At 58.9% G+C, this 12,286-nt stretch carries 11 protein-coding genes; 7 read left to right on the forward strand and 4 right to left on the reverse strand.

The window, feature by feature from the left end; all coding sequences use genetic code 11:
• Window positions 1-207: 207 nt before the first annotated feature.
• The 5 genes from TU81_RS09975 (at window position 208) to TU81_RS09995 (ending at window position 5,494) form a co-directional block, all read left to right on the forward strand.
• Entirely contained in the window at window positions 208-969 is a 762-nt protein-coding gene (locus TU81_RS09975) for a gamma-glutamyl-gamma-aminobutyrate hydrolase family protein (protein WP_038983839.1), read from the forward strand.
• Window positions 970-1,320: 351 nt separating this feature from the next.
• Window positions 1,321-2,463 (forward strand): polyamine ABC transporter ATP-binding protein, encoded by a 1,143-nt coding sequence (potA, locus tag TU81_RS09980; RefSeq protein ID WP_030128944.1) that lies wholly within the window; start codon window positions 1,321-1,323, stop codon window positions 2,461-2,463.
• 29 nt (window positions 2,464-2,492) lie between these two features.
• A complete protein-coding gene (locus TU81_RS09985) occupies window positions 2,493-3,374 on the forward strand; it encodes an ABC transporter permease subunit (protein WP_167344817.1) in 882 nt (293 codons plus the stop codon).
• The gene (locus TU81_RS09990; protein ID WP_048394817.1) at window positions 3,371-4,255 is read left to right on the forward strand and encodes an ABC transporter permease subunit; all 885 of its coding nucleotides are present in this window, start codon (window positions 3,371-3,373) and stop codon (window positions 4,253-4,255) included. Before TU81_RS09985 ends, TU81_RS09990 begins: the two co-directional genes overlap by 4 nt.
• A gap of 141 nt (window positions 4,256-4,396) precedes the next feature.
• Complete coding sequence (locus TU81_RS09995; RefSeq protein WP_048394819.1) at window positions 4,397-5,494, forward strand: polyamine ABC transporter substrate-binding protein; 1,098 nt, start codon at window positions 4,397-4,399, stop codon at window positions 5,492-5,494.
• Window positions 5,495-5,885: 391 nt separating this feature from the next.
• Here TU81_RS09995 and thpR read toward each other — a convergent pair whose 3' ends face one another.
• Complete coding sequence (gene thpR / locus TU81_RS10000) at window positions 5,886-6,425, reverse strand: RNA 2',3'-cyclic phosphodiesterase (protein WP_038983847.1); 540 nt, start codon at window positions 6,423-6,425, stop codon at window positions 5,886-5,888.
• 126 nt (window positions 6,426-6,551) lie between these two features.
• Between thpR and TU81_RS10005 the strand changes: the two genes are divergently transcribed.
• Complete coding sequence (locus tag TU81_RS10005; protein ID WP_038983849.1) at window positions 6,552-6,746, forward strand: hypothetical protein; 195 nt, start codon at window positions 6,552-6,554, stop codon at window positions 6,744-6,746.
• 14 nt (window positions 6,747-6,760) lie between these two features.
• Here the strand turns inward: TU81_RS10005 and TU81_RS10010 are convergent, their stop codons facing one another.
• Window positions 6,761-7,114: a DUF1428 domain-containing protein gene (locus tag TU81_RS10010; RefSeq protein WP_038983851.1), complete on the reverse strand. Its 354-nt coding sequence runs from the start codon at window positions 7,112-7,114 to the stop codon at window positions 6,761-6,763.
• A gap of 16 nt (window positions 7,115-7,130) precedes the next feature.
• The gene (locus TU81_RS10015; protein WP_048394828.1) at window positions 7,131-8,240 is read right to left on the reverse strand and encodes a hypothetical protein; all 1,110 of its coding nucleotides are present in this window, start codon (window positions 8,238-8,240) and stop codon (window positions 7,131-7,133) included.
• A 468-nt stretch (window positions 8,241-8,708) separates the two neighbouring features.
• Between TU81_RS10015 and TU81_RS10020 the strand changes: the two genes are divergently transcribed.
• Window positions 8,709-8,972: a hypothetical protein gene (locus TU81_RS10020; protein WP_048394829.1), complete on the forward strand. Its 264-nt coding sequence runs from the start codon at window positions 8,709-8,711 to the stop codon at window positions 8,970-8,972.
• Window positions 8,973-8,991: 19 nt separating this feature from the next.
• On the opposite strand, the gene TU81_RS30750 is transcribed toward TU81_RS10020, so the two are convergent.
• A complete protein-coding gene (locus TU81_RS30750; RefSeq protein ID WP_162232623.1) occupies window positions 8,992-12,192 on the reverse strand; it encodes a glycogen debranching N-terminal domain-containing protein in 3,201 nt (1,066 codons plus the stop codon).
• Window positions 12,193-12,286 lie beyond the last annotated feature (94 nt).

Raw genomic sequence — 12,286 nt, forward strand, 5'->3', positions numbered from 1 at the left:
AAGTCAATAGCGAACACCCGGCCTCTCACCCTTTATTTTCTGGGCTTTTTTGGGCACAAGAGTGCCAAACAAGTCTTGCACACCGCGTAAATCCTGAAGATCGGACGCCCGGCGTTTAGAATTTTTTACATGAGAGTTGTTAATTAAAATCAACAAGGCTAAGCTCCGGAAAAGCTCGTTCAAGTGTGAAACTTCGAGGTGATAAAAATGGCATTCAAGCCATTGATCGGCGTTACTGCGTGCGTCAAACAGATTGGCCTGCACCCCTACCACGTCAGCGGCGACAAGTATTTGCGTGCTGTCAGCGTCGCGGCTTTGGGGTTGCCAGTGGTCATTCCTTCCTTAGGCGATCTGACCGAAATCGATGACCTGCTCGCGCAGCTCGACGGTCTGTTGCTGACCGGCTCGCCATCAAATGTGGAACCCTTCCACTATCAAGGCCCGGCCAGTGCCCCCGGTACGGATCACGATCCGCAACGGGACGCCACCACCCTGCCCTTATTGCGCGCAGCCATTGCCGCCGGTGTTCCGGTGCTCGGCATCTGCCGGGGCTTTCAGGAAATGAACGTGGCGTTCGGCGGCAGCCTGCATCAGAAGGTGCATGAGCTGCCCGGCTATCTCGATCACCGCGAAGCGGATCACCCGGACCTGGCTGTGCAATACGCGCCTGCTCATCCTGTAAATGTGCAACCGGGCGGTGTGTTCGAAGCGCTGGATTTGCCGCAGGTGTTCCAGGTGAATTCGATTCACAGCCAGGGCATCGACCGACTCGCTCCCGGCCTGCGCGCCGAGGCAATCGCGCCGGATGGTTTGATCGAGGCGATTTCCGTCGAGCACAGCAAGGCCTTCGCTGTCGGCGTGCAATGGCACCCGGAATGGCAGGTGCTTTCGAATCCTCCCTACTTGAGTATTTTCCAGGCGTTTGGCGAAGCGTGCCGGCAACGGACGGCGCTGCGTAATACGCGCTGACTTCAAAAAAGCATTCAACGATTTAACTGCCTCCGTGAGTCTGGCGGGCGTGCCTTTGCGCGCCGGTCGCTCACGTAATAGATGAACCGCAATAACAACAAGTACGACCAGGCAGCCAGGACGGCGGTGCCGAATAAGCCCTCCGGTACGGGTAAGCGCAAATCCCTGTAGGAGCGAGGCTTGCCCGCGAAGGCGGTGTGTCAGGCAACGATGATGTCGACTGATACACCGTCTTCGCGGGCAAGCCTCGCTCCTACAGGGGTCGCGTTGGCACCGTACGGCTTGGGCTTGCAATCAACAACTAAGTCAGGCCGCGTTGGCCCGACGACTGAAACCTGTTGGGAGTTTCATATGGCAAACGCCTCCAGCATCTACAGGAAGGCTCTTGAAGGTCACCAGGCACCGAAAAAGGTGTTGGTGAAAGTCGACCGCGTCACCAAGAAATTCGACGAAACCACCGCCGTGGACGATGTGTCCCTGGAGATTCATCAAGGGGAAATCTTCGCCCTGCTCGGCGGTTCCGGCTCGGGCAAATCGACGCTACTGCGCATGCTCGCCGGCTTCGAGCGCCCGACCGAAGGGCGGATTCTGCTCGACGGTGTCGACATCACCGACATGCCGCCGTACGAACGGCCGATCAACATGATGTTCCAGTCCTATGCGCTGTTCCCGCACATGACGGTGGCGCAGAACATCGCCTTCGGCCTCAAGCAGGACCGTTTGCCCGCCAGCGAAATCGATGCCCGTGTCGAAGAAATGCTGCGGCTGGTGCACATGACCCAATACGCAAAACGCAAACCCCATCAGTTGTCCGGCGGCCAGCGTCAGCGTGTGGCACTGGCGCGTTCGCTGGCCAAGCGGCCGAAGCTGTTGTTGCTCGACGAACCGATGGGGGCATTGGATAAAAAGCTGCGCTCGCAGATGCAACTGGAGCTGGTGGAAATCATCGAGCGCGTCGGCGTGACCTGCGTGATGGTGACCCACGATCAGGAAGAAGCCATGACCATGGCCGAGCGCATCGCGATCATGCACCTGGGCTGGATCGCCCAGATCGGTAGCCCGGTCGATATCTATGAAGCCCCGGTCAGCCGCATGGTCTGTGAGTTCATCGGCAACGTGAACGCTTTCGACGGCACCGTGGTCGAGGATCTGGAAGGTCACGCGATCATTCACAGCCCGGATCTGCAACAGAAGATCTACGTCGGTCACGGCGTAAGTACCTCGGTGCAGGACAAGTCGATCACCTACGCCATCCGCCCGGAAAAAATGCTGGTCAGCACCCTCAAGCCCGAGACTCGCTACAACTGGTCCGAGGGCAAGGTGCATGACATCGCCTACCTCGGCGGCCACTCGGTGTTTTACGTGGAATTGCCTGGCGGCAAGATCGTCCAGTCGTTCATGGCCAACGCCGAACGCCGTGGCGCGCGCCCGACCTGGGACGATCAGGTTTACGTGTGGTGGGAAGACGACAGCGGCGTGGTACTGCGCTCATGAGAACCTTCAATCAGCAGTTCCTGCGCCTGGTGCCCAGCGGCCGCAAACTGGTCATCGGCATTCCGTTCCTGTGGCTGTGCCTGTTTTTCCTGTTGCCGTTCTTCCTGGTGATGAAGATCAGCTTCTCGGAAGCAGCCCTGGCCATTCCTCCCTACTCCGAGATTTACACCTTCGCCGAACAGAAATTTCAGCTGCTGCTGAACATCGGCAATTACTCGCTGCTGACCGAAGATGAGTTGTACATCTCAGCCTACTTCGGCTCGTTGAAGGTTGCGTTTTTAAGCACGCTGATGTGCCTGGTGATCGGTTTCCCGATGGCCTACGCGATCACCAAGGCCAACAAGGAAACGCAGAACGTTTTGCTGCTGTTGATCATGATGCCGACCTGGACCGCGATCCTGATCCGCGTCTATGCGTGGATGGGCATTCTCAGCAACAACGGTTTGCTCAATGCATTCCTGATGTGGACCGGGCTCACGTCGCAGCCGATCGAGATCCTCAATACCAACACCGCGGTCTATATCGGGGTGGTTTACGCGTACCTGCCGTTCATGGTGTTGCCGCTGTACGCCAACCTGGTCAAGCACGATCAGAGCTTGCTGGAAGCCGCGTCGGACCTGGGCTCGAGCAACTTCAACAACTTCTGGAAAATCACTGTGCCGCTGGCCAAAAACGGGATCATCGCCGGTTGCATGCTGGTGTTCATTCCGGTGGTGGGTGAGTTCGTGATTCCGGAACTGTTGGGCGGCCCGGAAACCCTGATGATCGGTAAAGTGCTCTGGCAAGAGTTCTTCAACAACCGCGACTGGCCGGTGGCTTCTGCCTTGGCGGTGGTGATGTTGGCGATCCTGATTGTGCCGATTCTGCTGTTCAACCGCAGCCAGGCTAAAGAGATGGAGGGACGGGGATGAGGCGCTTCGGATTTTCAAAGTTCATGCTGATTTTCGGCCTGTCGTTTATCTACCTGCCGATGCTGATTCTGGTGATCTACTCGTTCAACGCCTCGAAACTGGTGACGGTGTGGGGCGGTTGGTCGGTGAAGTGGTACGTCGGCCTGCTCGACAACTCGCAACTGATGGGCTCGGTGGTGCGCTCCCTGGAAATCGCCTGCTACACAGCGATTGCCGCCGTGGCGTTGGGTACCCTCGCCGCTTTCGTGCTCACCCGTGTGACGCGCTTCAAGGGTCGCACGCTGTTTGGTGGTCTGGTGACGGCGCCGTTGGTGATGCCGGAAGTGATCACTGGTCTGTCGCTGTTGCTGCTGTTCGTGGCCATGGCGCAGTTGATTGGCTGGCCGCAGGAACGTGGTTTGGTGACGATCTGGATTGCGCACACCACGTTCTGCGCAGCGTATGTGGCGGTTGTTGTTTCAGCGCGTTTGCGTGAGCTGGACCTGTCGATTGAAGAAGCGGCCATGGACTTGGGTGCGCGTCCGTTCAAGGTGTTCTTTTTGATCACCATCCCGATGATCGCGCCTTCGCTGGCGGCGGGCGGCATGATGTCGTTTGCCCTGTCGCTGGATGATCTGGTGTTGGCGAGTTTCGTCTCTGGCCCAGGCTCGACGACCTTGCCGATGGAAGTGTTCTCGGCGGTGCGTCTGGGTGTGAAGCCTGAGATCAATGCCGTGGCGAGTCTGATTCTGTTGGCGGTGTCGCTGGTGACTTTCCTCGTCTGGTACTTCAGCCGCAAGGCCGAAGCCACGCGCAAACGGGCGATCCAGGAAGCGATGGACCAGACTGCTAGCGAGTCTTGGCAGCAACCGAAAAACCAGCGAGTTGAAGCGACGGTCTAGACGAAGAACCTGTAGGAGCGAGGCTTGCCCGCGAAGAACGATGACGCGTAATACCTGAAAAACCGCGGTGCATTCTTCGCGGGCAAGCCTCGCTCCTACAATTGGTTTTGTGTTCTACAAAAAGAAAATGGAGTTGTACCGATGAAAATGTTTGGCAGGACTCTGCTGACACTGTCCTTATTGGGCGCAATGGCTACCGGTGCCCAGGCCAATGACAAGGTATTGCGCGTCTACAACTGGTCGGATTACATCGCCCCGGACACCATCAAGAAGTTCGAAGACGAGACTGGCATCCGCGTGACCTACGACGTGTTCGACAGTAACGAAACCCTTGAGGCACGCTTGCTGGCCGGTAAATCCGGCTACGACATCGTGGTGCCCTCCAACAGTTTCCTGGCCAAGCAGATCAAGGCTGGCGTCTATCAGCCGCTGGATAAATCGAAGCTGCCGAACTGGAAAAACCTCAACCCGGTACTGCTGAAAAACGCCTCTGCCAGCGATCCTGACAATGGCCATGCGTTCCCGTACATGTGGGGTTCGATCGGTATCGGTTACAACCCGGCCAAGGTCAAGGAAGTGCTGGGCACTGATGCGCCGGTGAACTCCTGGGACCTATTGTTCAAACCGGAAAACGCCGCGAAGCTCAAAGCCTGTGGCATCAGCTTTCTTGATTCGCCGACGGAGATGCTCCCGGCCGCCCTGCACTATCTGGGCTACCCGGTGAACTCCCAGGACAAGGCGCAGATCGCCGAAGCCGAAGCGCTGTTCATGAAAATTCGGCCGTCGGTGGCTTACTTCCATTCGTCGAAGTACATCTCCGACCTGGCCAACGGCAACATCTGCGTCGCCGTCGGTTACTCCGGCGACGTGCTGCAAGCCAAGGCCCGTGCCAAGGAAGCCGGCGACAAAGTGAAGATCGAATACAGCATCCCGAAAGAAGGCGCCGGCAGCTTTTACGACATGGTCGCCATCCCACGGGACGCGGCCAACGTCGACAACGCCTACCTGTTCATGAACTTCCTGATGCGCCCGGACATCATTGCCGAAGTCACCAACAGCGTCGGCTACAGCAACGCCAACGCAGCGGCCACGCCACTGGTGGATGAAGCGATTCGCGACGACCCGGGTTCGTATCCGCCGCTAGCGGTGATGGCGACGCTGTATGCGATTCCAGATATGCCGATCGGTATTCAGCGGGTGATGACCCGGGGCTGGACGCGGGTGAAGCTCGGTAAGTGATGCAAATCGAACACAAAATATCTGACTACCACGGAGCAAAATGTGGGAGCGGGCTTGCTCGCGAAGGGACCATCACATTCAACATCATTAGTGACTGACCCACCGCTTTCGCGAGCAAGCCCGCTCCCACAGGAGTCCGTGGTGGAGCGCAGATGATCGTTCCCACGCGCAGCAAAGGAATGCCTCCACGGACGCTCCGCGTTCGGCTCTGGAAGGGACGCGGAGCGTCCCGGGCTGCATTCCCCCGCAGAGCGTGGGAACGATCAGTGGCAAGGTTTCAACCATTTTCCGTTCACGCAGCGCCTTACCACCGCTGCACTCCTCTCAGAAGAACGGCTTCACCTGGCTTCCTCGGTTAAGGTGAATTTCAGGCGCTCTCGGGCGCCTTTTTTTATGAAGAAACCAACGGCCATTCGGCCAGCGCCCGATACCGGCCTTTATGGGATTCGAACAAGGTGAAGCGGTCAGCACGCAGGAAAAACTCTGGCGGCGTAGCGGATTCAGGGACTGGCGCGCGGTAGTCGCGCATCAGAGTCAAATGCGGGCGAAATTCCCGACGGGTGTCTTCAAAGCCAAACGGCAACATGGCCTGTTCCAGCGCATACACCAACCGCAGCAACTGCGGTTCTGCCTGCTCGGGCGCCAGCAACAAAACCCCGGAACGACGCCAGACTTCCAGACGATCAAGCACAACCACCAACGGCACGCCAGGCATCCGGACATTGGCAGCGGCCTCGCAGACGCCCGCTATCTGCGCCATCCCCACCGTGCCGAGAAACAGCAGCGTCAGATGAAAGTTTTCCGCCGGCACCGGGCGCCCGATGTTGAGCCCCAGCGCGTTGCGCCATTGGGCGATGGCCCGGCGTTGTTCGGGGGCGCAGTTCAGGGCGAAGAACAGCCGCTTGAACGGCTCACGGGATTCATCGCTCATGTCTGCCACCTCAAGGCTTCGGGGACCCTTTGATTTTACAAAGGGATACCACGCCAGCAAGTGCATTTCTGGCACCTGCCGACATGCGCGTTATAGTTGAAGCAACCGAATCGACGGGAGGACGCCATGCGTCAGATCATCAGCAAAGAGCCATGGTGGGCCGTGCCACCGAAACCCGGCCAGGATGAGTCCGAGCTGGAATGGGGCTGGCTGGTTCACTACAACGAAGGCGAGCCGCGCTTCGAGTTCATCAAGGAGCGACCCTCGGATAGCGAGATTCGTAACCGCAAGAGTTGCAGGACCGCCCCGAAGCCGGAGTGATCCTGCGGCTCCCGTCAGGCTTTCACAATCATATCGAAACCGCCAAAAATCATGCGTTGACCGTCAAACGGCATTGGATTGACGTCGGGTTGCATCCGCGGATCGCTCATGAGTTTCGCCATCCCGGCGTCACGAGTGGCCTTGTCGGGCCAGACGATCCAGGAAAACACCACGGTTTCGTCTTCCTTGAGTTTTACCGCCATGGGAAACGAGGTCACTTTGCCATCGGGCACGTCGTCCCCCCAGCATTCGGCGAGACTTAGTGCCCCGCTTTCCTTGAAGATTTCGGCAGCGGATAGCGCATGTTGCTTGAATTTTTCGCGGTTGGCGGTGGGTACTGCAGCGACGAAGCCATCGACATAAGCCATGATCGTTCTCCTCGGGTTATGGGGTGATCCGCTGGGTAGTCGAATCAGCGTGGCTCCAATCGACAGTTCCCGCGCTCTGATCGACCGACGGCTCGACTCGCTGTTCAACTGACTGCTCGACTGACTGCTCGACTGGCTGCTCGATGGTGGCGGCCAGGCTGCCTTCGATCTGCCTCGCCATGTACAGCGTTCCGGCCATGACGCCGGTGGCGGGGTTATTCACCAGCTTCACCCATGCCTTGTCGAACGAATTGCCCAGACTACTGCGAATCAGTGCCTCGCTATCAGGCCGGTCGTTGGCCTGAATAATCGCGCGCACCCCCGCCACCCCCACGGAAATCAACGCCCCGGCCGCCTTCCCCGCCACGGCCGCCACCGCACTGGCCGCCCCTCGGGGGGCCATTTCGGCTTGTATTCGCTTGCTGGCACGCTTGGCCACCGGCGCCATGCCGGCGTCCGTCGAAGCAATGCCCTTCTCGCCGCCCGCCTTGTGGATCGTGTCGATCAGCGCCAGGTAGGCCGGCAATTTGCTCAGTTCGGCATGCACCACCTGATACAGCGAAGCGTCACGGGCGGACGGCGGGCCCAGGGAAATAGCGGGGATTTTCTGGATGCGACCGTTGAGCTGCGCCATGGGCACGCCATGACGTTTGGAAATAACTTCGAGCTGCTGCCCCATCAGTTGCACATAAAACTCTGTCGCCTGGCCGAGGATCGCGTCGGGATCGATCTCCACCGCCACCGGTTCCAGCACCCGCCGGTGATATTGCTCCAGCAGGTAGGCCGCCAGACGTTTGGCCGTCGCATCCTGCTCGTCTCCGGCATTGATGGCGTACCAGCTGACTTTCATCGACAGCCATTCCTGGGTCCAGTAGCTGCTGAACCAAGGGATGAAGACTTCTTCGGTTTGCTGATAAACCCGCGTGCGCCAGTGCTCCATGGACCCGCGGGCGTAGACCCTGGCCTGTTCGGTGGCCTGTTGCGAAGCGGCGACAATCTCCCGATCCACCTGCTGCCAGGTGCTCTGGGACACCACCACTGGCACCACGATTACCGGGGCAGGCGTAGGCGTGGCGCATCCCGCCAATATCACCAACACAGCGACGATCAGCGAACGCAGGTTCAAGATCGCGGTGTCCTACAGACTTCGCCGAACGGAGTGTCCGGACGCTAAAGAGCGTGCTGATTTGAGTATAGGTCGGGGACATGGGCCGTCCGTCAGTTGAATGGGTGGCGCGCTCAAGGACGCCTTCGCGAGCAAGCCCGCTCCCACAAGAGAATGCATTTCAAATGTAGGAGCTGGCGCAGCCTGCGATCTTTTCGGGGCCATTGGAGAGCAAGATCAAAAGATCGCAGCCTTCGGCAGCTCCTACAGATCACTACCATCATTCACATCAATATTCACCATCGCCACGAACGCCTTCCGCAAAAAAACCGTCAGGTGCAGGATTGATTTCATCCCCAATCAAAACCCCGCACCGGAGGGGCAAACCATGTTGATCCATCTCCTGACCTGCCTGGCCCTGACGGCCGTCACCCTGACCTTGTTTTCCCGCTTGGTGCTGGACATCGGTCAAACCGAGGAGCCGAAATCATGATTCATTCCGTCAGCCTTGCCGTGAGCTTTCCGGTGTTCGGCAGCAACTACTATTCGCAAAAAGTCGTGTCTCGCAAAGCAGTCGCCCTGGTGTTCGACGAGCACTTCGAGGCCTTGCTGATGCCGGCAGCGGCCAACCACTTCAGTAACGAAGTGGTCGGGCTCAACGATCAGTTCCGCTTTTTGAATGATGTGCTGGTCGAGCATCTGCTGGAGACCGAAATGACTCAGCATCCTTCGGCACAAGCGTTCACCTTCTGACACGCTCGCGCCCCTCTTGCTAACTGGTACTCAGGATCCGCACCGGGCCTTGGCGATTGATAACTTCGATCATGACGTTTTCTCCCGAGCGCCGGAGCATCAAATCCACACATTCAGCCCCCACTGCCAAACGCCGCAAGGCGATGGTGTCCAGAAACGCCGGGAGCACCGGTTCGTCGAACAGGATGTTGAGCTTCCTCGGTCTGAAGCTCAGCCCCAGGCACGACTGAATCATCGACAACGGCGCAGCGGCGGCCCAGGCCTGGGGCATGCAGGCGACTGGATAGAACGTCGGCCCTTGGGTGCGTTGCCGGGCAAAGCCGCAGAACAGTTCGGGCAAACGCCGCAGATCGATGTAGGTCGACGCGGCGAACAGTCCTTCGAAAATCCGCGCCGCGTCCCGACGGTAACCGTAGCGGGCGAAACCAGCGGCGATCAGCGCATTGTCGTGGGGCCAGACGGAACCGTTGTGATAGCTCATCGGGTTATAGCGAGCCTGGGAAGATGCGACGGTGCGCACGCCCCAGCCGGAAAAGGATGAACGGTCCATCAGCGTGCTGACGACCGATGCCGCGCGTTCCGGGTAAGCGATGCCGGCGAACAGGGCATGGCCGGCATTGGAGGTACGGATTCGACAGGGTTTCTTGTTGCCGTCCAAGGCCAATACATAAGTGCCCAGCTCTTCGTCGAAGAAGCGTGAATCGAATTCTTCACGCAAGCGTTGAGCCTTGTATTTAAGGCGTTGAGCCCGGTCCGGATCACCCAGCCGACGGGCAATTTTGGCGGCACCGGTCCAGGCGCCGTATACATAGGCCTGAACTTCGACAATCGCAATCGGGCCCACGGCCAGTTGCCCATCAGCATGGAAAACCGAATCGTGGCTGTCCTTCCAGCCCTGGTTAATCAGCCCCTCGGCGGACTGCCGGCCATACTCGACAAAACCATCGCCATCGCGGTCGCCGTACTCCTCGATCCAGGTCAGCGCCGCTTCGATATTGGGCCAGAGCTGCCGCAGTGTGCCCAAGTCATTGGTGCGTTCCAGGTACGCGGCGGCCAGCATGACGAACAACGGTGTGGAATCGATACTGCCGTAGTAGCGGCGGAACGGCACCTCGCCCAACTCGGCCATTTCCCCCAGCCTTATCTCGTGCAGGATTTTACCGGGCTCGGAATCGGCGTGGGGGTCAACGATGGTTGCCTGGTTGGCGGCCAGATGCCCGAGCACGCCTTTGGCAATACCGGGATCGAACCACAGCATCTCCCATGCCGTGATCAGCGCATCTCGTCCGAAAACGGTGCTGAACCATGGAATGCCGGCATAGGGATAGAGCCCCTCGCGGGTTTTGGTCATGAGCATGTAAAGGTCGGAAACGCTGCGGCTGACCGCCTCGTTGAACACATCGTGGGAGCTCACCACAGAGGCCGCCCGCGAAGAGAATGTGCGTAACTCGCGCCGGGAATCGCGCAATGAAATAAAGAACCCATGGCGCACCGTAAACGGCGGATTTTGCACGCCGCAATTGATGTCCATGAACAGCGACTGGCTTTCCCCCGGGGCCAGCCGAACCTCGAACAACGCCGAATCGCAGGTCAGGCTGGCCGGCACCGGGGCGAAACGCAGGCGGGTCATGCGCCGTTTGTGGTCCAGGCCGGTATAGGAAAGCACCACCTCTTCATCGGTAATCTCTGCCCGGTGCCCTTCGCCGCGTTGCGGACGCCGGGCGCCGCGAACTTCGAACAGGTCTTTGAAGTCGGCCGCGAACTGGATTCTCAATTGCAGATGCTGCGGGGCATCGTCAAAATTGCGCAAGGTCAGGCGTTCGTAGCAGGAGCCCTTCCACAAGAACCGTGAGCGGCGCAGATGGATCAAATCGTGGTGCAGGATTTTATCGCCATGAACATCGAACAGATCCGGGTTGGTCAGGTCGCACGTGAGCATCGCGTTATCGTCACGCAGCGTGGAACTGAGCAACAGCGGCCGCGCGCCGTTAAGCGTCAGGTAGAGCCCGGAAAGGTGTCGGGTATCGGTATGGAAAATTCCTTGCGGGCTGTCGTCCGCGAACAGCACATCGCCATTGGGATCGAACACCGCGAAGGTGTCGTTGTTTTTCAGGTTGCGCAAGCGCAGCTCTTGCAGCGACGCGGTGGCTGGAATGTCGAAGGGTGTCGAGGGATGGCCATAGGTGTTGCCCGCCGTCAGATGGCGATACAACTCCAGATAGTGATGGGTCATGCGCTCGACCGTGAACCGTTCGTCGAACCTGGCCCGCACCTTACGCCGATCCAGCTCTGCCAACCGCTGCACCGCCGCGACCGCCCCTGCGACACCGTCGACGATGTAACCGGACACGCCCTCGTCGATCACTTCCGGCACCGAGCCCTGACCAAACGCAATCACCGGCGTGCCGCAGGCCATGGCTTCGATCATGACCAGGCCGAACGGCTCGGGCCAGTCGATAGGAAAGATCATGGCGCGGGCATTGCCCAGCAAGTCTGCCTTTTGCGATTCATCGATCTCGCCGAGAAATTCGACATTCGGATGGGTCGCGATCATCGGTGCGATGACTTCTTCCCAATACACCTGATCAGCCTTGTCGACCTTGGCCGCGATCTTCAATGACAGCCCGGCCTTCGAGGCAATCTCGATGGCCCGGTCCGGGCGTTTTTCGGGAGAGATGCGCCCCAGAAACACCAGATAGTCGCCGCTCGGTTCCGGGTTGAAAGTCAGCAGATCGCTCGGAATGCCGTGATAGACATTACCCACCCAATTGACGTCGCCCTTCACCGGGGTGCGTTGCGCCTTGGACACCGAAACCAGCGGCACCTCGGGAAAGTGAGGGTAAAAGGATTGGTAGTCGGCAATGTCCAGACGCCCGTGAAGCGTGGTCACGCTGCGCCCGGCCAAATGTCGAATCAACGGAAAATGAAAGATATCGACATGAAAATGCATCACGTCGAATTGATCCGCCTGCCGCAGGACTTGATCGAGCATCAAAATGTGATGAGGCGCCCCGTCCTTGATCCGTGGATCGAACCGCAGAGCCTGGTGCGCGCCTGACTCCAGGCGGGCCGAGGTTTGCGAATCACCGCTGGCGAAGAGCGTGACATCGTGTCCCTGTCGCACCAGTTCTTCGGTCAGATAAGACACAATCCGCTCAGTGCCACCGTACAAACGGGGCGGACAACGTTCGGTAAGCGGCGCGATCTGAGCGATCCTCATGGAGAGGCCCTCCGTCATGGGGTCGAAGGATAAAGGCCTCCTGCGCCTCGGCGTTTCTGTTCGCTGAGGTCTGGCGGTCTTATCCTCGATTGAC

The organism is Pseudomonas lini (assembly GCF_001042905.1).
GTDB lineage: Bacteria > Pseudomonadota > Gammaproteobacteria > Pseudomonadales > Pseudomonadaceae > Aquipseudomonas > Aquipseudomonas lini.